15 protein-coding genes and 2 pseudogenes are annotated in these 25796 nt (G+C 75.5%); 8 read left to right on the top strand and 9 right to left on the bottom strand.

Features of this window, described 5'->3' with window-relative positions; all coding sequences use genetic code 11:
* Positions 1 to 10 precede the first annotated feature (10 nt).
* From VSR01_RS27285 to VSR01_RS27270, 4 genes and pseudogenes are all read right to left on the bottom strand, one after another.
* Complete coding sequence (locus VSR01_RS27285) at positions 11 to 1423, bottom strand: FAD-dependent oxidoreductase (RefSeq protein ID WP_326451740.1); 1413 nt, start codon at positions 1421 to 1423, stop codon at positions 11 to 13.
* 32 nt (positions 1424 to 1455) lie between these two features.
* Positions 1456 to 1872 (bottom strand): SgcJ/EcaC family oxidoreductase, encoded by a 417-nt coding sequence (locus VSR01_RS27280; protein ID WP_326451739.1) that lies wholly within the window; start codon positions 1870 to 1872, stop codon positions 1456 to 1458.
* Between the two features lie 74 nt (positions 1873 to 1946).
* On the bottom strand, positions 1947 to 3269 hold the full coding sequence (locus VSR01_RS27275; RefSeq protein WP_326453848.1) for a GMC family oxidoreductase: 1323 nt from the start codon (positions 3267 to 3269) through the stop codon (positions 1947 to 1949).
* Between the two features lie 176 nt (positions 3270 to 3445).
* Positions 3446 to 3508 (bottom strand): annotated as a pseudogene (locus VSR01_RS27270) (hypothetical protein); the annotation flags it as partial.
* Positions 3509 to 3813: 305 nt separating this feature from the next.
* Here VSR01_RS27270 and VSR01_RS27265 point away from each other — a divergent pair.
* Positions 3814 to 5091, top strand: coding sequence for a DUF4032 domain-containing protein (locus tag VSR01_RS27265; protein ID WP_326451738.1), 1278 nt, complete (start codon positions 3814 to 3816; stop codon positions 5089 to 5091).
* A 109-nt stretch (positions 5092 to 5200) separates the two neighbouring features.
* Here VSR01_RS27265 and VSR01_RS27260 read toward each other — a convergent pair whose 3' ends face one another.
* Complete coding sequence (locus VSR01_RS27260; RefSeq protein ID WP_326453847.1) at positions 5201 to 6196, bottom strand: LacI family DNA-binding transcriptional regulator; 996 nt, start codon at positions 6194 to 6196, stop codon at positions 5201 to 5203.
* Positions 6197 to 6411: 215 nt separating this feature from the next.
* Here VSR01_RS27260 and VSR01_RS27255 point away from each other — a divergent pair, with 215 nt between their 5' ends.
* The 3 genes from VSR01_RS27255 to VSR01_RS27245 all read left to right on the top strand — a co-directional run bounded on the left by VSR01_RS27255 (position 6412) and on the right by VSR01_RS27245 (position 12063).
* Positions 6412 to 8004 carry a glycoside hydrolase family 43 protein gene (locus VSR01_RS27255; RefSeq protein ID WP_326451737.1) on the top strand — a complete coding sequence of 531 codons (1593 nt, stop codon included), beginning with the start codon at positions 6412 to 6414 and terminating at the stop codon, positions 8002 to 8004.
* Positions 8005 to 8116: 112 nt separating this feature from the next.
* Positions 8117 to 10012 carry an ATP-binding protein gene (locus tag VSR01_RS27250; RefSeq protein WP_326451736.1) on the top strand — a complete coding sequence of 632 codons (1896 nt, stop codon included), beginning with the start codon at positions 8117 to 8119 and terminating at the stop codon, positions 10010 to 10012.
* Complete coding sequence (locus VSR01_RS27245; RefSeq protein ID WP_326451735.1) at positions 9964 to 12063, top strand: helix-turn-helix transcriptional regulator; 2100 nt, start codon at positions 9964 to 9966, stop codon at positions 12061 to 12063. Before VSR01_RS27250 ends, VSR01_RS27245 begins: the two co-directional genes overlap by 49 nt.
* A gap of 146 nt (positions 12064 to 12209) precedes the next feature.
* Here VSR01_RS27245 and VSR01_RS27240 read toward each other — a convergent pair whose 3' ends face one another.
* On the bottom strand, positions 12210 to 13502 hold the full coding sequence (locus VSR01_RS27240; RefSeq protein WP_326453846.1) for a lanthionine synthetase LanC family protein: 1293 nt from the start codon (positions 13500 to 13502) through the stop codon (positions 12210 to 12212).
* Positions 13503 to 14266: 764 nt separating this feature from the next.
* A pseudogene (locus VSR01_RS27235) lies at positions 14267 to 16147 on the bottom strand (DUF4135 domain-containing protein); the annotation flags it as partial.
* Between the two features lie 165 nt (positions 16148 to 16312).
* Here VSR01_RS27235 and VSR01_RS27230 point away from each other — a divergent pair.
* Entirely contained in the window at positions 16313 to 18124 is a 1812-nt protein-coding gene (locus VSR01_RS27230) for an AfsR/SARP family transcriptional regulator (protein ID WP_326451734.1), read from the top strand.
* 460 nt (positions 18125 to 18584) lie between these two features.
* Here VSR01_RS27230 and VSR01_RS27225 read toward each other — a convergent pair whose 3' ends face one another.
* Together VSR01_RS27225 and VSR01_RS27220 are read right to left on the bottom strand one after the other, a co-directional pair.
* A complete protein-coding gene (locus VSR01_RS27225) occupies positions 18585 to 20225 on the bottom strand; it encodes an aromatic amino acid ammonia-lyase (protein WP_326451733.1) in 1641 nt (546 codons plus the stop codon).
* 29 nt (positions 20226 to 20254) lie between these two features.
* On the bottom strand, positions 20255 to 21226 hold the full coding sequence (locus VSR01_RS27220; RefSeq protein WP_326451732.1) for an ABC transporter substrate-binding protein: 972 nt from the start codon (positions 21224 to 21226) through the stop codon (positions 20255 to 20257).
* A 361-nt stretch (positions 21227 to 21587) separates the two neighbouring features.
* On the opposite strand from VSR01_RS27220, the gene VSR01_RS27215 reads away from it, so the two are divergent.
* Genes VSR01_RS27215 through VSR01_RS27205 form a run of 3 tightly spaced genes read left to right on the top strand, consistent with a single transcriptional unit; the run spans position 21588 to position 25761 of the window.
* The gene (locus VSR01_RS27215) at positions 21588 to 24851 is read left to right on the top strand and encodes an ATP-binding protein (protein WP_442785555.1); all 3264 of its coding nucleotides are present in this window, start codon (positions 21588 to 21590) and stop codon (positions 24849 to 24851) included.
* Positions 24848 to 25339: a roadblock/LC7 domain-containing protein gene (locus VSR01_RS27210; protein ID WP_326451731.1), complete on the top strand. Its 492-nt coding sequence runs from the start codon at positions 24848 to 24850 to the stop codon at positions 25337 to 25339. The genes VSR01_RS27215 and VSR01_RS27210 overlap by 4 nt, the downstream gene beginning before the upstream one ends.
* Positions 25336 to 25761, top strand: a complete 426-nt coding sequence (locus VSR01_RS27205; protein ID WP_326451730.1) for a DUF742 domain-containing protein — start codon at positions 25336 to 25338, stop codon at positions 25759 to 25761. Before VSR01_RS27210 ends, VSR01_RS27205 begins: the two co-directional genes overlap by 4 nt.
* Positions 25762 to 25796: the final 35 nt, after the last annotated feature.

The raw sequence follows: 25796 nt of genomic DNA, 5'->3' as shown, positions 1-25796 counted from the left end.
CGGTCCCGCGTTATTGTCGCACGGAGGGCTCCAGCGCGCCGGGAATTCGCGCCTGTCCGGGAAGGCCCTTGAAGTCGGGCTTCCGCGAGGAGTTGAGCAGCACCTTCAACACCGTGGAGGGCTTCATCAGCTTCTCCGGACGGTCCACCAGGCCGGCCACCCGCAGGAAGTCGCCGGTGAGCGAACCGTCGTTGACCGCCGCCGCCCGCAGCCGGCCGATGTACCCGGTCATGAACCGGTACTTCAGGCTGCGGGTGCCCTCGATGCCCGGGTGGGCCAGGTCGGAGGCGGTGGTGATGTCCCAGGCGATGTCGATGTACTGGCCCAGGTGCTTGAAGAACTCCAGCGGGTTGGGCTCGACGCCCCGCTCCAGGTACTTCAGCAGCCGCAGCGTGGTCACCGCGGTGATGGTGATCGGCTGGGCGTACACCGGGTTGGGGCTGTGCACGGCGTCGCCCATCACCAGGTAGCCGGCGGGGAACCTGGACATCTTCTCGTACCGCCGCCACCGGCTGGCCGGGAAGCGGAAGTGCACCGGGTCGTCGAGCGGCTCGGCGTCCTTGATGGCGTTGTAGATGTCCGGGTTGGGCAGCGACCTGGCGAACTCCAGGAAGCCCTCCGGGTCGGTCGGCGGGTGGTCGCCCATCACGCCGTTGAGGGTGAGCAGGTAGCGGGAGTCCGTGTCGGACAGCGGGGTCTCCCGTGCGAAGATGGCGCCGCGGGGGTGCGCCGGGGTGGGCGCGAGGACGATCGCCAGGTTGTGGCCGAGGTAGTCGGTGGGCAGGCGGTAGTGCCGGGTCGCGTAGCCCAGACCGATCTTGACCTTGTCCTCGGGCACCTCGGGGTAGCCCAGCTCCTTCAGCCATATGGGGCTGCGGGAGCCGCGGCCGGTGGAGTCCAGGATCAGGTCGCCCTTGATGATCTCCTCGTTGCTGCCTGCGGCCTGGCGCAGCACGCGCACGCCGATCACCCGGCTGCGGTCCGCGTTGGCCTCCAGGCCGAGGATGTCGGTCCACTCCTGGAAGCGGACGTTGGGCCAGGCCTCGACCCGGGCCCGCAGGTGGCTCTCCATGATGGTCCGCGGGGCGGCCAGGCAGACCAGACCGGTGTAGGTCTGCTTCATCTGCCGTCCGTTGACCAGCCAGCGCAGGTCGGCGCCGATGTCCCCGGTGGGCACGCCGGCCGCGCTCAGCTCGGCGGTGATGCCCGGGAACAGCTCCTCCAGCGCCTGCTGGCCGCGGGCCAGCAGCGCCTGCGCGTGGAACGAGTGCGGGGTGCTGCGGCGCGCGCCGGTCACACCGACCATCTCGTCGCGGTCGATGATCAGCACCTCGCGGTACGAGTCCTTGAGCGCCCTCGCCGCCAGGAGTCCGCCGATGCTGCCACCGAGAACGATTGCGCGGTCACCGATATAGCCGCCCATGCGCGGCCACCTCCTAGATCGCTTGTTGGGGGTCAGCCCGTCTGGACGGGGCTGTTGTGGTAGGCGGTGATGAACCAGGCGCCGTCCTTCTTGGCGAGCACCCAGGTGGCCCGGATCTTGTTGGCCTCGGTGACGTCGGTCTCGTCGCCGTAGAGGACGCCGCCCTGGGTGACCAGCACGCCGGAGTCCTGGTTGATGAACTTCGCGGAGAGCGGGGAGCCGGTCACGCGGGTGCCCTGGTACGGGCCCGCGTAGGCCTTCGACATGAAGGCGCGGATCTCCTCGCGGGTGTTGAGGTACACGTCACCGGGCAGGACCATCGACCCGTCCTCGGTGAACAGGTCGGCGAAGGCGTCGGCGTCGTTCTTCGACCATGCCGCGATCATGCGGGCGGGGACGGCCTGGACCGCCGCCACGTCTTCCGCGGCGACGGAAACGGTGCTGGACATACGGGTTTTCCCTTCAGCGTTGCTGGTTCGGCGGAGCCAGGTCCGGGGAGGCGGATGCGTGACGGGGCGCGACCTCAGAGTTCGGCGGCGGGCAGCGGCGTGACGCCCTTGATGAGGTCGGCGGCCTTCTCGGCGATGGCGATGATGGGGGCGTTGGGGTTGCAGAAGACGGTCGGGATGACCGACGCGTCCACGACGCGCAGCCCGTCCACGCCGATGACCTTGAGGTCGGTGTCCACGACGCTGCCGATGGCGGCGGTTCCGGCCGCGTGGTACAGCGTCTGGGTGTTGCGGCGGATGTGCTCGCGCAGCTCGGCGTCCGACTCGCCCTCGGGCCCGCCGACCGCGGTGGTGGTGAACTGGCTCAGCGCCTTCTGGCGGCTGATCTCCAGGTTGACCTTGAAGCTCTCGACGGCCGCGTCCAGGTCGCCGGGCTCCGCGAAGTAGTTGTGCTGGATGCGCGGCTTGGCGGTCGGGTCCTCGGAGCCCAGGGTGACCATGCCGCGGCTCTCCGGGAAGAGGTAGCCGGAGGAGAAGGAGATGGCGTGCGCGTCGGGGATGCCGAGGCCGCCGTCCTTGAACATCACCGGGGCGCAGTGGAACTGGGTGTCGGGGCCGTAGGTGTCCTCGCGGGTCCTGACGTAGCCGCCGGACTCGGGGATGTTGGAGGTCAGCGGGCCGCGGCCCTCCTCCATGAACAGCCGGACGTTCTCCGGGCTGCCGGCCGACAGCAGGCTGATCGGCTCGTCGTGGGCGAACACGAGGAAGACATGGGTGTGGTCCTGGAGGTTCTGGCCGACCTGCGGCTGGTCCAGCACCACCGGGATGTTCAGCGCGTTCAGCAGCCAGCCCGGGCCGATGCCGGACAGCTGCAGCAGCTGCGGGGTGTTGTACGCGCCCGCGGAGAGGATCACCTCGCGCTCGGCGCGGATCTCCACCTCCTCGCCGAACTTGCGGCCGACCACGCCGACGGCGCGGCCGTTCTCCACCAGCACGCGGTGGACCTGCAGGTTGGTCTCGACCTTCAGGTTGGGCCGGGGCTCCGCCGGGTGCAGATACGCCACCGCGGTGCTCCAGCGTCGGCCGTTGCGCTGAGTAAGTTGGTAGTAGCCGAAGCCGTCCTGCTCCTCGCCGTTGAAGTCGTCATTGGCGGCGTAGCCCGCCTCGATGGCCGCCTCGACGAAGGCGGCCGTCATCGGGTTCTTCGACCGGCTCTCGGAGACCGCCAGCGGGCCGCCCGCGCCGTGGTACTTGGACTCGCCGCGCTCGTTGTCCTCGGCGCGCTTGAAGTAGGGCAGCAGCTCGGCGTAGCTCCAACCCGGCTGGTTCCAGGCGTCGTAGCCCTTCTTGGCGCCGCGGATGTAGAGCATGCCGTTGAGCGCGCTGGTGCCGCCCAGGACGCGTCCGCGCGGCAGGAAGATGCGGCGGCCGTTGACGAAGGGCTCGTCGTGGGTGTCGTAGTCCCAGTCGACCTCGGTCCTGAAGAGCTTGCCGGCCCCGCCGGGGTGTGGATGTTGGGCGAGGTGTCGGCCCCACCGGCCTCGATCACGCAGACGCTGACGTTGGGGTCCTCACTGAGCCGGGCGGCCAGCACACTGCCTGCGGAACCGGCGCCCACGATGACGTAGTCGTACATCCATTCCTCCTCTATGAGACCTGAGTCAGAGAATGGCTGTACGGGAACGATGCGTACCTCTTCCAGAATGCCCTCTGGGCGGGGGCCGGCCACCGGCCTGAACGGCGGAAAAACGCCCCGGCGCACAATTCCGGTAGTGGTCGCACGGTTTACGCGGGACGCGCCCGAAATTATTCCCGGAACGGGGATCGGATGCGGCGCCGGGCCGGCCGGGCGGCGTCCCCGGGCCGCGGCGCCGGTCACGGACGGTGGCCGTGCTCCGGCCGCGCGGGGGCCCGTCCGGGCGGGCCGCCTAGGCTGTGGCCATGCCCCTGCAGATACGCGCGTTCGACGCCGAGCACCCCTCGGCGCTGCTGGACCTGGACTGGTCGGTGCCGCTGGAGGAGTGGCCGGACGAGGCGCTGGTCGCGCTGCCCCGCGGCATCTCCCGGCACGTGGTGCGGTTCGCCAGGGCCGGCGCGGAGGTGGTGGCGGTCAAGGAGGTCAGCGAGTGGGCGGCGGTCCGCGAGTACGGGCTGCTGCGTGACCTGGACCGGCTCGGCATCCCGGCGGTGGACCCGATCGCGGTGGTCACCGGCCGCACCGACGCGGCCGGCGAGCCGCTGGAGCCGGTGCTGGTGACCCGGCACCTGCACGGCTCGCTGCCGTACCGCTCGATGTTCGAGACGACGATGCGGCCCGGCACCGTCAACCGGCTGCTGGACGCGCTGGCCGTGCTGCTGGTGCGGCTGCACCTGGTGGGCTTCGCGTGGGGCGACTGCTCGCTGTCCAACACCCTCTTCCGGCGCGACGCGGGGGCGTTCGCCGCGTACCTGGTGGACGCCGAGACCGGTCAGCTGCACCCGACGCTGTCCACCGGGCAGCGCGAGTACGACATCGAGCTGGCCCGGGTGAACATCGCCGGCGAGCTGATGGACCTGGAGGCCGGCGGCTCGCTGCACCCCTCGGTGGACCCGGTCACCTTCGGCGAGGCCATCGCCACCCGGTACGCCGACCTGTGGCGGGAGCTGACCCGTGAGTCGGTGTACCCGGCGAGCAAGCGGCACTACATCGACCGGCGGATCCGGCGGCTGAACGACCTCGGCTTCGACGTCGCCGAGATGCAGATCCAGCGCTCGCCGGCCGGCGACACCGTGACCTTCCTGCCCAAGGTGGTGGACGCCGGCCACCACCAGCGCCAGCTGCTGCGGCTGACCGGCCTGGACACCGAGGAGAACCAGGCCCGCAGCCTGCTCAACGACCTGGAGCAGTGGATGGCCACGCAGGAGGACTACGAGGCGGGCGGGCCCGCGGGAGCGGCGGGCGGGCCCGCGGGAGGGGCCGGCGGCGGGCTCGGCGCGCGGCCCGAGGTGCTGGCGCACCGCTGGGTCCGCGACGTCTTCCGGCCCGCGGTGCGCGCGGTGCCGCAGGAGCTGCGCGCCGGCATGGAACCGGCGCAGATCTACCACGAGTTGCTGGAGCACCGCTGGTACCTCTTGGAGCGGGCCCAGCACGACGTCGGCCTGGACGCGACGGTGCGCTCCTACGTCGAGGAGATCCTGCCGGGCCGGAGCGTGGCGTTCCCCGCGCCGGCGCGGGAGTAGCGGACGCCGGCCGGGCCCGCGGCGGGCGCGGGAGCAGGGGTCGGCGCAGGACCCGCGGAGGGCGCGGGAGCAGCGGTCGGCGCGCCGGAGCAGCGCGGCGCCGCCGCGCTCAGGCGCGGGGCGCGGCCGTGCTGTGGCGGACGACGATGTGGGTGGCCAGCTCCATCCGCAGGCTGTCGGGGGTCTGTCCGTCGGCGAGGTCGAGCAGCGCGCGGGCCGCGGTCGCGCCCATCTCGGCCAGCGGCTGGCGGACCGTGGTCAGCGGCGGCGGCGACCAGCGTGCCTGCGGCAGGTCGTCGAAGCCGACCACGCTGAGGTCGTCCGGGATGCGCAGCCCGTGCCGCCGCGCCGCCTCGTACACACCGAGCGCCATCTGGTCGCTGGAGGCGAAGACCGCGGTCGGCGGGCGTTCCAGACCGAGCAGCGCGGTGCCGTGCACGAAGCCCGACTCGTGCGAGAAGTCGCCCTCGCGGACCAGGAGTTCGTCGGTCTCGGCGCCGGCCGAGTCCAGCGCGGTGCGGTAGCCGTCGAGCCGGGCGCGGCTGCACAGCACGGCCGACGGGCCGGTGATGACGCCGATCCTGCGGTGTCCGAGCGCCAGCAGGTGCTCCACCGCGCTGCGCCCGCCCGCCCAGTTGGTCGCGCCGATGGTCGGGATGTCGAAGGTCGGCACCCCGGCCGGGTCGATGACCACCGCGGGCATCCCCAACCGCCGCAGCTCCGCGTGGAGTTGGGGTGCGAACTCCGAGGTCACCAGGATCGCGCCGTCGGAGTTGCGGGAGCGGATGCCGGCCAGCCACTGCTGCGCCGACCACTGCTGGTGGTGCACCGCCGAGACCACGGCGCCGACGCCCGCGTCGTGCGCGACCTTCTCCACGCCGCGCAGGATCTCCACCGCCCACAGGCTGTCCAGGTCGTTGAAGACCAGGTCGATCAGGTGCGCGCGGGAGGCGGTGCGCGAGGCGCGGCGCCGGTAGCCGTGCCGGGCGAGCAGGTCCTCGACCCGGCGCCGGGTGGACGCCGCCACGTCGGTGCGGCCGTTGAGGACCCGTGAGACGGTCGGCAGCGAGACGCCGGCCTCGCGGGCGATGTCCGCGATCGTCACCCGGCCGCCGGGCCCGCCGGCGGCCTCGCTCGCCCGCTCGCCGGAACGGGCGTCGCCGGCCCCTTCGCCGGAACGGGCGTTCCCGGCCCGCTCCCCGGAACCGTCCGTCGTCACCGTGCCTCCTCGCCGCCGCGCGGCTCTTGACGCCGGCGCGCCGCCGATTCTACGGTCGTCCAGCAAGTTTCGGAAGATCAACGAAAGTTTCGCCGCCGCCCGTGACCTTCTTCGCCGCCAATCCCGTGCTCCCCGGTTTCCACCCGGACCCCTCGGTCTGCCGGGTCGGCGAGGACTACTACCTGGCCAACTCCTCCTTCGAGTTCTTCCCCGGCATCCCGCTGCACCACAGCAGGGACCTGGCGCACTGGCGGCCGATCGGGCACGCGGTGGACCGCGCGGAACAGCTCTCGCTGACCGGCGTGCGCCCCTCCGGCGGGCTGTACGCGCCGACGCTGCGGTTCGCCGCCGGCCGCTTCCACCTGGTGTGCACGCTGGTCGACGGGCTCGGCACGTCGGGGAACTTCCTGCTCACCGCCGACGATCCGGCCGGCGACTGGTCGGACCCGGTGTGGCTGCCGCAGGCCCCGGGCTTCGACCCCTCGCTCTTCTTCGACGACGACGGTTCGGTGTACCTGCTCGGCACCCGGCAGACCGACGCCGCCGGCCACTGCGAGATCTGGCTGCGCGCCCTCGACCCGGCGACCGGCCGGCTGACCGGGCCCGACCACGTCCTGTTCCGCGGCGCGCTGGTCGGCGCGGTCTGGGCCGAGGGCCCGCACCTGTACCGCCGCGCCGACACGTACTACCTGGTGCTGGCCGAGGGCGGCACCGACCACGGCCACGCGGTGACCGTGGCCCGCAGCCGGCACGTCGCCGGGCCGTACGAGAACCACCCGGGCAACCCGGTGCTCACCCACCGGCACCTGGGCCTGGGCCACCCGGTCTCCGGCGCCGGCCACGCGGACCTCGTCGACACCCCCGGCGGCGACTGGTACGCGCTGCTGCTCGCCTCGCGGATGCACGGCGGGCGGTACGCCAACCTGGGCCGGGAGACGTTCGTGGCGCGGGTGGCCTGGGAGGACGGCTGGCCGGTCGTCAACCCGGGCGTGGGACGCCTGGAGGAGCGCACGCTGATCGGCCTCGCGCCCTGCCCGTGGCCGTCGGCCGATCCGGTGGACCACTTCGACGGTCCGGTGCTCGGCCCGCAGTGGTGCACGCTGCGCGGGCCGCTCGGCGAGGCGGCGAGCCTGTCCGCGCGCCCCGGCCACCTGCGGCTGCGGCTGCTGCCGAGCACCCTCGCGGAGCCGGCCACCCCCGCGTTCGTCGGCCGCAGACAGCAGCACCACCACTTCACGGCGAGCACGTCGCTCGACTTCGCGCCGATGACGGCGGGCGAGGCGGCCGGCCTCGCGGTGCTGCAGAACCCCGACAACCACCTCACCGCGCTCATCACCCGGGACGCGGCCGGCCACCCGTCCGCCCGGCTGACCGAACGGCGCGCGGGCCGGACCCGCGTGGTCGCCGAACTCCCGCTGCGGGACGGGCCGGTGCGGCTCACGGTCCGCGCCCGCGGCCAGGAGTACGCCTTCTGGTGCGCCCAGGGGACCGACGCGGAGCGGGAGTTGGGCGCCGTGGACGGCCGTTTCCTCAGCAGCCAGGCGGCGGGCGGCTTCACCGGCGTCTTCCTCGGCCCGTACGCGACCCTGCACGCCGGCGCGGATTCCGGTACCGCCGGACCGCACCGCACGGGCCTGCGGCGACCGCACCGCCACGCGGACTTCGACTGGTTCCGCTACAGCGCCGGCGCGTAACGCCGACCGAGTCCCTCTTGCGCGGTGCCGGTAGCATTTGTTCCGGTGATCAGCCCACGTGTTCGGGGTTCGGTGTCGTGACGCACGCTGGAAGACCGGAGTCGCAATCAGGATGACGAACCCGTTCAGGGGCCGTGCCGCCGCGCTCGTCGGCCGCGACGACGAGATCGAGGTGCTCGCGTCGGTCCTCCAAGACGCGACGGCCGGCCGCGGCGGCACCCTCTTCGTCGCCGGCGAACCGGGCATCGGCAAGACCCGGCTGACCGCGGAGGCGGTCGCCATGGCCACCCGGGCGGGGATGGCGGTGCTCAAGGGCCGCTGCACCACGACGGGCCCCGCGGTGCCGTTCCGGCCGCTGACCGAGGCGCTGCTCTCGCTGACCCGGGCAGGCGAGGCGCCGCCCGCCGCTGAACTCGGCCCGTACTTGCCGGTGTTGGGCCGCCTGGTGCCGGAGTGGTCGACCGGCGGGGACTGCGACCAGTCGCCGATCGTGCTCGCCGAGGCCGTGCTGCGGCTGGCGGCGGCGCGCGGCCGGGACCGCGGCTGCCTGCTGCTGATCGACGACCTGCACGACGCGGACCCCGAGACGCTCGCGGTCCTGGAGTACATCGCGGCCAACGTCGCCGGGCAGCCGGTGGCCGTGGTCGCGACCGTCCGCAGCGCCCCCTCGACGGCGTACGAGCTGGCGGGCGCGGTGACGCAGCGCCGCGAGGCCCTGATGCTGACCCTGGGCCGCCTGGACGCCGCGCACATCCACGCCTTCGCCGCGTCCTGCCTCGGCTGCGCGCGGGACGACCTCGCGCCGGCGGTCTCCGCGCACGTCTACGCCGACAGCGACGGAATCCCCTTCGTGGCCGAGGAGTTGATCCGCGGCATGCTCGCGGAGGAGCGGCTGCGCTTCGACCGCGGCCGCTGGCGCGACGTGGACGACGCCGAGGAGGCGAACGGCGTGATCGCGCCGGGCGGCACGGGCGCCGCGAGCGCCGCCGACCCGTACGCCGCCGGCCTCGGCCCGGGCGGGCCGGTCGCCCCCACGACCTGGGGCACGGCCGACTGGTTCGCCTCGGACGGCTTCCCGCCCGGCGCGGCGGACGCCCCGGCGAGCGGCCTCGCGCAGGACCCGCCGAACGGCCGCGCCGCGCTCCCGCTCGGCGGCGACGCGGCGCCGTACGCCGCGAACGGCCACGACACGTCCGGGAGCCGAGCGGGCACGCCGGGCGCGCCGGCCCCGGCGCAGCCCGCACGGCGAGCGGCGCGGCCACCGGCCCCGCGCGTCCCGGCGAGCAGCGCACGCCCGCGCCCGGCGCCGGCACGACGAACGGCGCCGCCCCGGACGTCACGCCCTTTGTCACGGCCCACCCCGACCACACCCGCCCCGGCGACCGGCACACCCGCACACCCGCCTCGGCGTACGGCCCCGGCACGGGCGTCGGCGGCAGCGTCGGCGTGGGCGGCGGCGTCTTCGGCGGCGGCGACACAACGGGCAGCAGTCCGGGCCCGGTTGCGCGCTCCGGCGAGGCGGCGGGCACGGACGGACCGGGCGCGACGCACTCCCCCGGTACGGGTGTCGGGCATGGTGACGACGCAAACGGCGGCAGCCCAGGCGCAGTTCCGCGTCCCGGCGGGCCCGGCGGCACGGACGGACCGGGCGCGACGCACGCCGCCGGGACGGGCCTCGGGGTCGGGGGCGACATCGCCGGCGGTCGGGGGCGCGGGCACGGGCACGGCGGAGCGGGGGTCGGCAGGGGCGTCCGGGGCGGCGGGCCGGGCGCCGGGCGGGCGCACGCGGGAGGCGGGGACGCCGTCGTCGCGGTGGGCGGGCGCGGGCAGCGGCCCGGGGCGCGGGGACGGGCCGAGGCCGTGGGGCCGCGGGCGGCCGGCCCGCGCGGCCGGGGGCGGGTCCCGTTCACACTCGCGCGAGCCGTCGAGCAGCGGGCGGCCCGGCTCGGCCCGGAGGGCGTGCGCGTGCTGTCGGCCGCCGCGGTGCTGGGCCGGTCGTTCCCGCTGACGGTGCTGCGCCGCTGCGCCGGTCCCGACGAGCCGGCGCTGCGGGCGTGTCTGCGCGCGGCCGTCGCGGAAGGCCTGCTGGTCCACGACGACGACCGCGGCCCGGACTGGTACGCCTTCGAACACCCGCTCACCGAGGAGGCGTTGCTCTCGCTGCTGACCCCGGTGGAGCGCGCGGAGCTGTCCGTGCGGGCCGCCGACGCGGTGGACGTGCTCTACCCGGGCCTGCCCGGGACCTGGTGCCATCTGGCCGCCCGACTGCGGCGGCACGCGGGGGAGTTGGGCGCGGCGGCGGCGCTCTACCTCGAAGTGGCCCGCCGCGCCCTGGCCGACAGCGGCCCCGGCACCGCGATCGCCGTGCTCGACGAGGCGCACCGGATGCTCGGCGACGCGCCGGACCGCCCGGTGCAGAGCGGCGTGCACCAGGAGTTGCTGGAGACGCTGCTGTTCGCGCTCGCCGACGACGGGCAGTTCGACCGGGCCGCACAGGTCGTGGACCGGCTGCGGCGGGCCGACACCGGCGCGGACCCGGCCCGCCGGGTCGAGTTGCACGTACGGCTCGCGTGGGCCGCGGAGGTCGCCGGCCGCTGGGTCGAGGGCATGGACCAGGTGGCCGCGGCCCGCGCGCTGCTGCCGGCCGACGCGCCCGAGCGCGACACCGCGGGCATCGACGCGGTCGAGGCGTACCTGACGGTGTCCGGCGCCGAGCAGGGCCGGATCGAGGAGAGCGAGCGGCTGGCGCGCCGGGCGATCGAGGGCGCCGAGCAGCGGGTCGACCCGGCGCTGGCCTGCCAGGCGTGGTACGCGGTCGGGTTCGCCACCCGCGGCCGTTCGCTCACCGAGTCCGACCGCTGTTTCCGCCGCACCCTGCGGATCGCCACCGAGGGCGACCTGATGATCTGGCGCAACCACGGTTTGATCGGCCTGGGCAGCAACGCCTGGCTCGCGGAGGCCGTCACCGACTCGCTCGCCTTCGCGCACCGCGAGGCGCTGCGCACCGGCTGCGTCAGCCTCGCGCACAACGCGGGCGTGATGCTGGCCCTGGACGCGGCCTTGAAGTCCGACTTCGCGCGGGCCACCGCACTGCTGGACGGCTCGCTGGACGAGACCCGGCGGCTGCAGCTGCACTCGGTGACCCGTTACGCGCTGATGCTGCGCGCGGTCGTGGCCGCGCACCAGGGCCGGCGGAGCGACATGCGCGACGCGCTCGCGGAGTTCCGGGCGGGCGGCGGCGACCAGTCGCGCGAGGCGCCGCTGGCGCTGGGGCTCGGCGAGCTGTTCTGCGCGCTGCTGGAGGAGGACCGCGAGCAGGCCGCGGCGCTCGCCGCGCGGATCGACGCGGGCGCGCCGGGCAGCGAGAGCTTCTTCCACTTCGCCGGCCCGCACGGTCTGTCGGTGCTGCTGTCGGTCCTCGACGGCGGCGGGCGCGAGCAGTTCGAGCGGGTGGCCGGCGGCCAGCCGGCGCGGATGCGCTGGAACCGGCAGTTCGTGCACCTCGCCGACGCGGTGCTGCTGGGCCGCGAGGGCCGCGCGGCGGACGCGCAGCGCGCGGTGCGGGCGGCGATGTCCAGCGCGGCGGTCTTCCCCACCGCCCGCCACCTGGGCCTGCGGCTGGCGGCGGACGCGGCGATGGCCGACGGCTGGGGCGAGCCGCGGCGCTGGCTGACCGAGGCGGAGGAGTTCTTCCACCGCGGCGGGGTGGTCGCCGTCGCGGGCGCGTGCCGGTCGCGGCTGCGCACCCTCGGCGTCAGCGTCCGCCAGCGGCGGGCCGGCACCGACCGCATCCCCGAGGAGCTGCGGGCGCTCGGCATCACGTCCCGCGAGTACGACGTCTTCCGCCTGCTGGTCGACCGGCCCGGCAACAAGGCGCTGGCCGCGCGCCTGCACCTGTCGACGCGGACGGTCGAGAAGCACGTCGCCAGCCTGGTCGCCAAGACCGGCGTCGCCGACCGCGCCCGGCTGTGCGACTACACCGTCGACTTCCTCTCCGCCCGCCGCCACGCCGCCGAGGACGTCCTGCGCGAGACGCCGGGCGAGGCCCCGGAACGCTGAGCACCGCCGCGCCGGTGCGGGGGCCGCCGGCGGGTGCGGGGCCGCCGGCGGGTGCGGGGCTGCGGTGCGGCATCGGGTCGCACACGGCGGGGGCGGCCCGGAGGGCCGGCGCGCGGTGGTGGGTGCGCCGGCCCGGCGGGTGGGGGTCAGAGGATGATGCTGGAGACCGTGGTCGCCCCGTCGCCCAGGGCGACGACGGCGACGGCCCCGACCGTCATCCCGGCGAGGATCGCGGCCCTGCGCCGCGCCGCCCGCGAGGCCGCGGCCCGGTCCGCCGCGGCGTCCCTCGCCGGGTCGACCCCTGCCGCTTCCTCCGCCGCGGGGGGTTCGATGGTGGTCAGGTCGTTGTCCATGGAGTTCGTGCCCTTTCTGTCGTTCGACGTGCCTCGGCCTGCGCTGGGCTCCAGCAGCAGGACCGAGGGGATCGTGGCGCCCGGTGCGAGGCGCAGCAGGCCGTACCCGATGCCTGCGAGTCCGGTCAGCAGACCGGGGATGGGGACGCCGAGCGGCGTGCCGCAGCGGATGCCGCCGTGCGCGGCGGCCCGCGCGACGGCCGCGGCGAGCCGCTCGCCGGCCCGGCGGCGCGCTTCGGCGCCCGCCGGGCCGGGCAGCGCGGCCAGCGGTTCGAGCACGCCGGACTCGCCGTGGCACAGCGAGAGGTCGCGGAGCCAGAGGTCGTGCGCCGACGCGCCGCCGGCGGCGCCGACCGCCGCGAGATGACGCTCCGACGCCGCGCCGCCGAACGCCGCGGCCGCGCCGGCGAGACCCGAGCACCAGCTCAGGTCCCCGGCTGCGGCGGGTGCGTCGGCGGGGCCGTCGGCGCGCGCGTGCTCGGCGGCAGCCGCGTCGGCGCGGGCCTCGCCGCCGGGGTCCGCGCCCCGGCCCGGATCGGCGGCGCGCGCTCCGGACGCCGCGGCGGCGTGAGCCGCCGCGGCGAGGGCGTACGCGAGGCCGGTCCGGCCGTGGAGGAAGCCGGGGGCGCTCGGCGCGGGGGCGGCGGCGATACGCCGCGGCAGGTCGCGCAGCAGCGCCGCGGTCAGCGGGTGCGGGGCCGTCGCGTGCACGGCGCGGGCGGCCAGGAGCGCTCCGGCGAGCCCGTCCGCGACATCCGGCGCGGCGTCCGGCGCCGCGGCCGCGGCGGCGAGCGCGGTCAGCGCGTCCGGCAGCGCGGCGGCGAGCCCGTCCCCCGCCTGCGACCCGGCGTCGGTGTCGAGGAGTCGGGCGAGCCGCGCGGTGGCGTAGGCGACGCCGCCGAGCCCGGAGAAGCCGCCGGGGCCGACCGCGGCGGCGAGTTCGGGGTGCGCGGCCAGCAGCCGCAGCATCCGCGGCAGCGGGCGTACGGCCTCGGCCGCGGCCCGCGTGAACCGCGACTCGCCGGTGGCCCGGCCGAGTTCGGCGAGGAACAGCGCGGGGCCGCAGTAGCCGTCGCCCAGCCCCATCCCCATCGCGAGGACCGCCCACTCCCCCGCACCGAGGTCCTGCACCCCGGCCCAGTTCGCCCGCCCGTCGCCCCGCCACGCCGTGTCGAGCAGCAGATCCCCCACCCGCACGGCAACGGAGACCGGCTCCGCGCCGGCCGCTTCGGCGACCGTCCCCGGCACGGTGGGCAGGGCCCCGGTGGGCGGCGGCGCGGAGGGCGGCTCGGTGGGCGGCGGCGCGGCGCCCGGCGCGTCCGCGGACGGTGCGCCGGCAGAGAGCGATCCGGCGGAGAACGATCCGGCAACGCCGGCAACGCCGGCAGCGGCAGCAGACCGCGCCGGACCCGACCGGCCGGCCCGGGCCCACCGCCGATCGACTCCGCGTCCGCCGGCACGGCGTACCCCGGCACGGCGTACCCCGGCGCGGGATCGCTCAGCTCGGCGGATCGCCGGCCGGTGCCGGGCAGTTCGGACTCCTGGACCGGCGCGGCCTCTGGCAGGGCCTGCGCGCCACCGCCCGCGGCACCGCGCGGTTCGGGTTCCCGGTCCGGCACCGCCGCGGCGGAGACGGGGGCAGGGGCAGGGGCAGGGGCAAGGTGCCGCGGGGGGTGTGCCTTGGTGGCCAGGGCGGCTCGGATGAGCCATTCCTGGCGGGCCAGGTCCGCGGGGCCCATCGCGCGGATCTTGGCGCGGGCCGCCGCGAGGGGCGGTTCGGTGAGCAGCGCGGGGAGTTCGCGGCCCCGCGAGGTGCGCAGGATGCGGGAGCCGGGGGTCGTGGTGAGCACGGGGATGTCGCCGGCGGCGAGTTCGGCCGCCTCGTGGGGCGCGAGGGCCCGGAGGTGGTCGTGACCGGTCTCGTCCCACAGCGCATCGAACGCCGCCTGGCGCGCGGCCGGTTCACGCATCGACTCGGGATCGGTCGCGTCCGCGAGCAGCTCCGCGTAGGTCTGGCTGGACCGCACCACGACCCGTACGGTCTCGTCCGCGAACCGGCTCAACAGGCCGCCGGGCGCGCACAGTTCCTCGGCGTGCGCGGCGATCGTCCGGTACGCGGCGCGGAAGCCCCGCAGCAGGCTCTCGACGTGGTCGCCCGGCTCGGCGGGAACGCCGGCCACCGGGCCGGCGCGGCCGGACGACGCGGCGCCGGCGGACGCGCGGTTCGCCGCCGCGGGGCGCGCCTCGGCGAGCGTGGGGAGATTGGCCGCGCCCGGCCACGGCGTGGGCGCGTACACCAGGTGCATGGTCTCCAGGCCCGCGTCGGCCCACGTCGGGCGCGGCGTGGGGCAGTCCGCGGCGGGACCGCCGGCCAGCGCGGAGGTGTCCAGCGGGGCGTGCGGCGCGGCGTGCGGATTGGGCAGCACGGCGGTGCGCAGGACGGACACGGCGAGCGCGCGGGCCGCCGGGTCGGCGCCGCCGTCGGCGCGCGGCGTCCACAACGGGTGGAACAGCGTCTCGACGTCGACGACGACCGGCTGGTCGCCGGCCGCGACGAGGTTCTCCGCGTGGATGTCGGTGGCGTCCAGGGCGTGCAGCAGGGCGAGTTGGGCGCCGAGACGGGCGTAGAAGGCGTCGAGTCCGGCCGCGTCCGCACACGGCCGCGCCGGTACGAAGCCGGTCCATCCGTAGCCGTCGCGCTCCAGCAGCCGCACCGGCCGGGCGGCCGACTCGGGCAGCAGCTCCCCGAGCAGGCCGAGCGCCTCGTTCCAGCGTGCGTGCACTCCCAGCGGCCGCGGCTTGTACACCACCGCCGGGAGCCGCGGTCCGAACTCCAGCAGCGCCACGGTCCGTCCGCCGGCGTGCGGGTCGCCGAGCCCGAACCGCACGGCCGTCAACCGCCGCGTCCCGAAACCGTTTTCGGGCTCCGGACCGGCGGCTGCCAGGCCCCCCGGATCGTCCGCGCCGCCGGTGCGGACGGCCCGGGCGCCGGGGCCGTCCCACCCTTCCGGTTCGAGGAGCGCCGCGAGGGCGGCGCGGTCCGCGCGGTAGCGGTCGAGGAGTTCGCCGGCCGCCGCGACCGCGTTGAGGCAGCGCTCGGCCAGCAGCCGGGCCAGCACTGGGTGGCGGCGGCAGAGCAGGTCGGCGAGGGCGCCGCGGGCGGCCTGGGCGCGGACGAAGTGGTCGAAGCGCGCCGCCGGGTCGTCGCCGCGCAGGCCTCCGGCGAGCCGGACGGCGCGCAGCTCGGCGGCGAGGGTGCGGCCGGCCAGCGCGACCAGCCCGGCCGCGAGATGGCGGCGCGCGCCCTCCCAGACGGCGCGGCGGTCGGCCGCCTCCGCGGCGTCGGCGGCGGCCGGGCGGCCGGCGTGGAAGCGGATGCCCGCGGCGGTCAGGAACGGCCACAGCGGGTGGACGAGCCGGCCCTCCGGCCCCGCGCCGGGGACCGAGCGCACCTGTTCGCCGGGCCCGTGCGGGGCGACGGTGGCGTGGTCGAGCGCCTGCGCGGTGAACCGCGCCCACTCCGGTTCCTCCCAGCCGGCGCCGTGCTCCTCCTCGTAGAGCGCGGAGCGCCACCACTGCGCGGGCGCGGGCAGCCGGACGCCCGCCCACCCGCGGGCGCCGGACCCCCGGGGGGCGGTTCCGGGAGCGGTTCCGGGGCCGCGGCCGGGTCCCGACGGCTCGGCGGGGGACGAGTGCGGTGGTGTCGGCGGGGAGGTCGGCACCGAAGACATGTCGCGACCCTCGCACGCCGTGGCCGGAAACACATGGGTAGAAGTCCCCCAGATTTCTCGATGTGACGAGAGTGACGCGCGTTGCGCCGGTCACCTCGCGGCACAAAAGGAATGTGGGGGACGGTCACCCATGCGCGGAGCGTCGGTGAGTGGCAACTTCGGGTCATGAGCTGCTCGATCACGACGTTCGGGGAGTTGTCGGTGCGGGCCGAGGGGGGCGCGGAACCGCTGGACCTCGGCGGCCCCAAACCGCGGCTGCTGCTGGCGCTGCAGGTGAGCCGTGCCAACTCGGCGTTGCGCGCGGAGGAGTTGATCGACGCGCTGTGGGAGGGCCGGCCGCCGCGCACCGCGCGCAAGAACCTCCAGGTGTACGTGTCGCGGCTGCGCCGGCTGCTCGGGGACCGGTTGGTGCACGCCCACGGCGGCTATCTGCTGCGCCTGGGCGCGCAGGACTGCGATCTGGTGCGGTTCGAGCAGATGGTCCGCGAGGGGCGCCGCCGCTCGCGCGAGGGCGACCCCCAGGCGGCGATGGAACTCCTGGACGCGGCAGTGGAGTTGTGGACCGGCCGGCCGCTCGGCGAGTTCGGCGACGTGCCGGTGCTGACGCCCGCCGTGGACCGGCTGCAGGAGCTGTTCCTGGCCGCGCTGGAGGAGTGGGCCGATCTGGAGGCCGCGCGCGGCGGCCACCACCGGGTGCTGGACCGGCTGCAGGACCACGTACTGGCGCATCCGTTGCGGGAGCGGCTGGCCGCGGCGTGGATGCGGTCGCTCGCCGGGGTCGGCCGGGAGGGCGAGGCGCTGACCCACTTCGAGACCGTGCGCCGGGCTCTGTCGCGGGAGTTGGGCGTCACGCCGGGTCCTGCGCTGACGGCCGTTCACCGCCGGCTGCTCGCCCGGGACACCGCGGACCCGCGCCGACCGGGACCCGGCAACCAACTCCCCCGCGACCTGCCGGACTTCGTGGGCCGGGCCGCCGAAGTCCACCGGGTGCTGGCGCATTTCGGGGCGGCGCCGGGCTCACCGGGCGGGGGCGGGCCGTCCCCGGCGACGGGTGCGGGGCGCGCGGAGGACCTGCGGATCGGCGACGCGCGGCCGGGCTCCCGCGGTGACGCCGAGGGCCGGGTGCTGGTCGTCTCCGGCCCGGTCGGCGTCGGCAAGTCCGCCTTCGCCGTGCACGTCGCCCACCTGCTGTCCTCCGCGTACCCGGACGGGCAGGTCATGGTGGAGCTGGGCGGCCGTCCGCTGGGCGTGGTGCTGCGTCGCCTGCTGGACACCGTGGGCCTGCCCGGCGAGCGCAGCGTCGCGCAGGCGCTGGCCCGCTGGCGGTCGTGGGTGTCGGGGCGGCGGCTGCTGCTGGTCCTGGACGACGCGGTGTCCGGCCAGGTGGTGCGGGAGCTGCTGCCCGGCTGCGGCGGCAGCGGCACCATCGTGACCAGCCGCTACCGGCTCAGCGGCCTGGAGGCGGTGGCACGCGTCGGGCTGCCGCCGCTCACCGAGGCCGAGGGCGTCGAACTGTTCGGCGGCATCGTCGGGTTCGGCCGCGTGATGACCGACCCCGCGGCGGCCCGCGCGATCGTCGGCTGCTGCGAGGGGCTGCCGATCGCGGTACGCATCGCGGGCGCCAAGCTCGACGCGCTGCGGCACGTGCGGCTCGCCGACTTCGCCGCGCGGCTGTGCGCGGCGCCCTCGCTGCTCAACGAGATGACGGCCGGGGAGCTGGTGCTGCGCGACCGCTACGAGGCGTTCTGGCGCGATCTGACCGATGCCCAGCGCAGCGCCTACCGCGCGGTCGTCGCGCTCCCGCCGCCGTACCGGCACGAACAGGTCGCCGACCAGGCCGAGGAGTTGCTGGAGTGCTGCCTGCTGACGCCGCCCGACGGCGAGGTCAGCGCGCACGTCGTGGTGTACGGCATGTCCGGCTTCGCGCACGCGTTCGGCCGCGGACTGCTCGGGGAGGACGGGGCGGGATCGGCGTGACGGGGTCGGTGATACGGGGTCGGTGATACGACGCCGGCGTGACGGCTTCGGCGTGACGGCTTCGGCGTGACGAGGAGCCGGGACCGTCCTGCCGCCCCGCCGGCGGGCCGCGGGCGGATGCGCGCGAGCCCGGCGCGGATCCAGGGGTCCGCCCGCGCCGGGCGTTCGCGGGGCCGGGACACGGTCGCGGAACCGGACCTGGCGGCGCACGGGCTCCGCGCACGGCGGCCGGAACCCCTCGCGGCGGCCGGGTGGGACGGCAGCGGCCCGCCGCTCCTCGCGCCGTGGCCGCCGGTCCTGACCGGCACCGACACCTCAAGTCTCGGCACGGCGGCTGACATGCGGTTGCGGGACGGTATGACCGCAGGCCACGGCGGGTGGTCGGGGGCGGGTGACGCGGTTCGGCGCCGGGGCGCGCCCGCCGCCCGCCCCCGCCGACGAGCGGGAGCCGCGCCGAGCCTCACAACTCCGCGAGCGTCCGCAGCAGTCCGGCCGCCGCGTGCACGTCGCCGCTGAGCGAGCGGTCCTCGGTGGACAGCGGCAGCGCCGCGCTCATCCCGGCGCCCAGCACCGCGAACACCGGGGCCTCCGGCAGCGGTTCGGTGCGCATCCGCAACGCCCGTACGGCCGCGACGAGTTCGCAGGCGAGCAGTTGCCGGTAGGCGTCGACGGTGCGCAGCGCCTGACGGGCCGCCTGGGAGGCGAAGCTCGCGGCCTCCTCGGTGCCGCGGGAGAGCACCGCGTGGCCGGCGGACGCGGGGGCCGCGGCCGACGCGCGGATCTCGGCGAGCGCCGAACTCGCGCTGTACTCCAGCACCATGATCCCGGAGCTGGTCGCGGGACCGGTGGCGAGGAAGGCGCGCAGGCCGGTCATCTCCGGCTCGCTCAGGTGGGTCAGCCGGGCCACCGACAGCTGCGCGGTCTGCAGCACGGTCAGCGAGAGCTGGTCGAGGGCGAGGCCCAGCGGCGCGGCGAAGAAGCCGCCGTGGTGGTAGGCGGCCGGGCCGCCGTCCGCGCCGCCGTCCTCGCTGATCAGCGGGTTCTCCGAGGCGCAGTTGACCTCCACGGCCAGGATGCGGGCGAGCGCCGCGGCGGCCTCGGTGGCCTGCCCGTGCACCTGGGGGAAGGCGCGGAAGCCGTACGGGTCCTGGATGCGGCGCCCGGTGGTGGTGGGGATGTCCGGCAGGGCGAGCAGCCGGCGCACCTCGGCGGCGGCCCGCCGCGCGCCGGGATACGGACGCAGTTCGTGCACGGGCGCGGCGTACGCCTCGGGCGACCCGCCCACCGCGGCCAGCGACAGCGCGGCGACGGCGTGCGTGGCCTGGAGCAGCACGCCGAGGTCGTGGCAGGCCAGCGCGGCCTGGCCGAGGGTGAGGGCGTTGCTGCTCATCAGGGACAGCGCGTCGCCCTGCCCGAGCACGATCCGCGCCGGCTCCGCCTCCCCCTGCGCCGAGGCCGCCCCCGCGAAGGACGCCCCCGGCACGGAAGCCGCCGCCCCGGCCGCCGAAGCCGCTTCCGGCGCCGAAGCCGCCCCGGCCGCGGAAGCCCCCGCCGCGGAAGCCGCCCCCGCGTGCGGCTCCTCTCCCGCGACCGGCCCCGCCCCCTCGCCGCGCACCCACGGCTCCTCGCCGATCAGCGCCAGCCCCGTGCACGCCAGCGCGGTCAGATCGCCGGTGCCCACCGCGCCGTACTCGCGCACCGCGGGGTGGACGCCGAGGCGCAGCGCCTCGACCAGCGCGGTGACCACGGCCGGCTGGATGCCGGAGCCGCCGGCCAGCACCTGGTTGGCGCGCACCGCGAGCATCGCCCGGATCTGCCGGGCCGGCAACGGCGCGCCGATGCCGCCGGCGTGGCTGCGCAGCAGCCGCAGGTCCTGCCCGGCCTGGTCGGCGGGGTCGACCGGCACCCCGCGGTTGGCGCCGACGCCGGTGTGCCGGCCGTAGAGGCGGCCGGCCTCGGCGACCCTGCGGGCGGTGTGCCAGGAGCGCTCGGCCCGCGCGAACGCCTCGGGGAGCACGGTGGGTTCGGCCTCGCGATCGGCGATCGCGGCGACGGACTCGGCGTCGAGTCCGGTCCCGTCGAGGACGACGTACGACCCCACCTGTGCTCCCCGGGCCCGCGCTGCGCGGCTCAGACCAGGCCGACGGACTTCAGCCAGGTGGTGGCGACGTCCAGCGGGTCCTTCTTGTCGCTCTGCACCTCGGCGTCGAGGTCGAGCAGCGCCTCGGTGGTGAGCTTGGCGGACACCGCGTTGAGGGCGTCGACGCCGGGCTGCGACAGGCCGGACTTGTAGACCAGCGGCACGACGTTCTCGAAGCCGAAGAGGTTCTTCGGGTCCTTCAGGACCACGAACTTCTCCTGCGCGATGGTCACGTCGGTGGTGAAGATGTCCGCGGCCTGCACGTTGTTGTTCTTCAGCGCGGCCTCGGTGAGGGTGCCGCCGGCGTCGAGCGCCTTGAAGGACTTGGGCGTCAGGCCGTACTCGGACTTCAGGCCGACCAGGCCCTGCTGCCGGGTCTGGAACTCCGGCGAGCCGCCGATGGCGATCTCGGAGCCGTGCTTGGCCAGGTCGGCGATGGTGGAGTCCGCGGTCAGGTGGTACTTCGCGGCGGTCGCCGCGTTGACCGTCAGGGAGTCCTTGTCCTCCGCCGGGGCGTCCTTGAGCAGCGTCAGCTTCGGGTCGAGCTTCGCGGTGACCGCCGCGTCGGTGGCGGCGGCCGAGTTGGGCACGGCCTTGGGGTCCAGGTAGGCCAGCAGCGCGCCGTTGTACTCCGGCAGCACCGTGATCGAACCGTTCTTGAGCAGGCCGTACGAGGTCTCGCGGGTGCCGATGTTCGGCTTGTAGCTGACCTTGATGCCCTTGGCCTTGAGCGCCTCGCCGTAGATGTCGGCGATCAGCGTGCTCTCGGCGAAGTTGTTCGAGCCGACCACGACCGTGTCGCCGCTCGGCTTGCTGCCGGACCCGCTGTCGGACAGCGGGTCCTTCTTGTCGGAGCCGCCGCAGCCGGCGAGCAGCGGAGCGGCGGTGGCGGCGACGACCGCCACCACGGCGAATCGGCGGTTCCGCGGCTGTGACCAGGTGCTCTTCTGTCGTGATCTCACGATTTCCGCTTCCGGGCTGAGGGGTCGGATGGGGCCGGACAGTGATCTGGCGACGAGCGACGCTGCTCGAAGGCCCCCGAGGGCGCCCCGGAAGAACGCGTGCGGGGGTGGGGGCTCTCGTGACTGTGTCGAAGATGTGTTCTTCGGCGTCGATCCAATCCACCAGGTTTGGGATCAGTCAAGTGCGGTCGGTCACAAGCCGCATTGCCGTAACAGTTTCTTGATGATGTGATCAGCTCGTAGAGCACAAAAGGCGGTACTCTCCGGGCAGTTGCCGACCTAATCGGTCGATGACGGGATCGGTCGACAACGGGGGGTGTCCGGTCACGGCTTGTGTGTGACGAGATCACGAGGAGTCCTGGTGTCCGTGCACGAGGTGGACGCGCCCGCACGCCCCGAACGCGTGTCACCCACAGCGGACGGTGACCGGGAGCCCACGCAGAGCGCTCCCGACGAGGGGCCGCGGGGTGCCTTCGCCGACCGCTGGCCCTTCCGCCGCAAGCTCAACATCCTGGTCGGGGTGCCCCTCGTGGTGGTGGGCCTGCTGCTCGCCTATGTGATCTCGGGGCTGGTCGACCAGGCCCGGGACGCGGCGGACGCGGCCTCCCTGGTCCGCGACAGCCGCGAGGTCGCCCAGCTGGTGGACCGGGTCGAGACCGAGCACCAGCAGGCCCTGCTGGTGTCGGTGCGCTACGAGTCGACCACCGCGGGATCGGCCGCCAAGCGGCCGTCACTGGCCGACTTCCGCGCGGCGCAGTCCGCGGTGGACGCCCAGGTGACGCAGGTGCGCAGGACGTTCGGCTCACGGCTGCCGGCCGCCGAGGCGCAGATCCTGCGCGAGATCAACGGCCTGACCAGCCTGCGCGACACCATCGAGCAGAGCTACCTGCCGGCCGACAACATCGACCCCACCTACATCGGGCTGGTCGACGGGTTGATCGACGGGCTCGGACTGGACAACGGCGACTCGCTCTCCTCGACCAGGACCGGCGCCCTGCTGGACTCGCTGCTGCGCGCGGACGCGGCCCACAGCGCCTTCGAGACCAGCGTGTTCTCCGCGCAGACCGCCGACGCCAACGCGCTGATCGAGTTCAACAACGCGGTCGGCTACCAGCAGCTCTACACCGCCCAGGCCGGCCGGTTCGGCCGGGTCGCCTCCGACGCGCAGCGCACCCAGCTCAACGGCGTCGAGCGCGGCGCGGCCTGGAACGCGATCAACATGCAGTACGCCGGCCTGCAGATCGACCCCAGTTCGCTGGAGACCAGCGACCCGGCCAAGGTCAGGTCCGCGCTGGTGAGGGCGCTGGACGCCTACCCCGGCTACCAGCGGCAGGCGCAGAACCGGCTGGCCATCACCGGCGACCTGATCGGCCAGATCGCCTCCCGCGCGCAGCGCGCCTCGGACGCCGCGTGGTGGCGGGCGGCCTGGCTGCTGGGCGGCACCGTGCTGGCGTTCGCGCTGTGGCTGGGCTTCTCGGTGGCGGTGCGCCGCTCGGTGATCCGCCCGGTGCAGGCGCTGACCGGGGCGGCGACCGAGGTGGCCGAGGTCGCGGGCCGGGAACTGGCGCGGGTCGCCGACGACGACGCGCCGGACAACGGCCCGCCGCGGCTGCGCGAGGTGCCGGTGACCGCGCGCGACGAGATCGGCGACCTGGCCGACGCGTTCAACCGGGTGCAGGGCAGCGCCGCGGCGCTGCTGGAGCGGCAGGTGCTCAGCCGGCGCAACGTGGCCGAGATGTTCGGCAACGTGGGACGCCGGGTCAGCAACCTCACCGCCCGCCAGCTCGCCCTGATCGACGCGGTGGAGCGCAGCGAGACCGACCCGGAGCTGCTGGACCGGCTGTACCGGATCGACCACCTCGCGGTCCGGCTGCAGCGCAACGCCGACAGCCTGATGCTGCTGGCCGGCATCCGCGAGGCGGGCCTGGACGCCGAGCCGACCGCGCTGACCAACGTGGTGCGCGCCGCGCTCGGCCAGATCGAGGGCTACCAGCGGGTCACGCTGAGCGCCGAGGCGGACGTGACGCTCGCCCCCGACATCGTCGCCGACCTGACCCTGATGCTCGCCGAACTGCTGGAGAACGCTGTGGCGTTCTCACCCGCGCACAGCGCCGTCGAGGTGTCGGTGCGCGAGGGCGCGGACGGCGCGCTGATCTCGATCGCCGACCACGGCCTGGGCATGAGCGCCGACCGGCTGGCCGAGGAGAACGCGCGGCTGGTGCGGCGCGAGCGGCTCGACCTGGTGCCGACGAAGGTGCTCGGCCTGTTCGTGGTGGGCAGCCTGGCCCGGCGCTGGGGCATCCAGGTGACGCTGCTGCGCACCCCGGGCGGCGGCGTGACCAGCCGCGTGGTGATCCCGCCGACGCTGCTGCTGCTCATGAGCCCGTTCGCCGACGCCTCCGCGCCGGTCACGCCGCCGACCTTCCCGAGCGAGCCGTCGGGCCCCGCGCCCAGCAGGCCGGAGCGCCGCGCGCTGCCCCCGGCGGCCGGCGCGCCCGCCCCGCTCCCCCGCCGCACCCGCACCGCGCCGCAGCCCTCCGAGCAGCCGGCCCCACCCGTCGAGCAACCGGTCCGGCAGCCCGCACCGCCGTCCCGGCCCGCGCAGCCCCCGCAGCCCGTGCGGCAGCAGCGGCCCGTGCCGCCCCCGGAGCCGGTGCGCCCGAACCGGCCCGAGCCGTCCTGGGCCGCGCGGTCCGCGGACGAGCCGCAGCACCACCCGCAGCAGACGCAGCAGACGCCGTACGCGGCGCCGTCCCAGCCCGCGCATGCCGCCGAGTACGCGCCGTATACGGACCAGGCCGCGTACTCGGACCAGGCGACGTACCCGCGGCACTCGGCGTACCCGCGGCAGCAACCGGCGACCGACACGCCGACCGCCCCCGCGCCGCAGCCCTCGTGGTCGTACGGGTCCGCCCGGTCCGCCGAGCAGGACGCGTACGACCGGCCCGACCCCCACGGCCAGTACCCGCCGCCCGCGCAAACCGGCTGGTCCGCGCCGTCGTACGACCAAGGCGCGCCGTACGACCAGGGCGCGCCGTACGACCAGGGCGCCGGGTACGACGACGGCCGGGACACGCGGTACGACTCCTCCGCGCCGTACGACGCCGGCGGGAGCACGCCCTACGGCGGCGGCACGCGGTACGACCAGCCCGCGTCGTACGACCGGCGGACCGCGTACGACCAGGCCGCGCCCGCGCCGTACGCGCAGCCGCAGCCCCAACCGCAGCCCCAACCGCAGACCCAGCCCCGGCCCACGCCGTACGCGCACCCCCACCAGCAGACCCACCAGCAGGCCCAGCAGCAGACCCAGCAGACCCAGGCCGCGTCCCCCGAGCCGCGGCCGGCGGGCGCCGGCGAGGGGCCGCGGCCGCTGCGGCGGCGGGTGCGCGGGGCGACGCTGCGGACGACGTTCGGCACCAGCGCCTCCGCCGCGCCGACCACCCCGCGGATCGTCGACGCCGACGAAGTACGGTCTGAGCTGGACGAGTTCGAGGCGGCGATCGCCCGCGCCAACCGCGACGCCGCGGCTGACGCGGCCGCCGCGCCCCCCTACCGCGAGCCCGCCCCCGGCGGGTCCCGGCACCACGACCACGACAACGCGCTTCAGGAAGGAGCGGAACAGTGACGACGCCGACAGGTGGTTCTCCGGCCGGGCCGGCCGACGCGGTGGCCGGGAGCGAGGACCTGCGGGCCGCCGCAGCGGACTTCACCTGGCTGCTGAACCGCTTCGCCACCGAGACCGCGGGGGTCGTGGACGCCATCGCGGTCTCCTCCGACGGTCTGCTGATCGCCGTGTCGGAGCTGCGCGACGCGGCCGACTCCGAGCGGCTGGCGGCCATCGTCTCGGGCATCACCAGCCTGGCCGCCGGTGTGGCGGGCAACTACCGGCTGGGCGGCCTGAACAAGGTGATCATCGATCTGGAGGAGGGCCACGTGCTGGTCTCCGCGATCGGCGCGGGCGCGGTGCTCGGCGTGGTCGCCTCCAAGGAGGCCAAGCTGGGCAACATCGCGTACGAGATGACGCTGTTCGCCAACCGCGCGGGCGCGGCCCTGAGCCCGCAGTTGGTGCTGGAGCTGAAGAACAGCGTCGGCGCCCCCTCGCCGACCTGGTGAGCGAGGGGGCAGACCAGATCGGCCGGGCCTCCGCCGTCCGGCCGTTCCTGGTCACCGCCGGCCGGGTCGCGGGCGCCGGCGACACCGTGCCGGGCTCCGGCCCGCCGATGCCGGTCGAGACCCAGGTGGTCGCGACCGCCACGGGGCTCGCCGCGCTCGACGGCCCGCCCGGTCCGGCCGGGCTGGTCTTCGAGCGGCACGACATCGTGGCCGCCGCCCGCAGACCGCAGTCGCTCGCCGAGATCGCCGCGCGGCTGCGGCTGCATCTGAACGTGGTCCGGGTGCTCGCCGAGGACCTGCGGGCCGGCGGTCACCTCTCGGTGTACGTGCCCAGTGCCGACACCGCCCAGGACGTCTCCGTACTGCGAAGGGTTATCGATGGTCTGCGCACCATCCCCGATTCCCGGGGGAACACACCGTGACGACAACTGACCGCACGCCCGAGCGTGTCGCTCCC

The sequence above is a fragment of the Actinacidiphila sp. DG2A-62 genome, from assembly GCF_035825295.1.
Lineage (GTDB): Bacteria > Actinomycetota > Actinomycetes > Streptomycetales > Streptomycetaceae > Actinacidiphila.
Note: the sequence above shows the minus strand (reverse complement) of the source record. Positions and strands in the feature narration are given on the sequence as shown.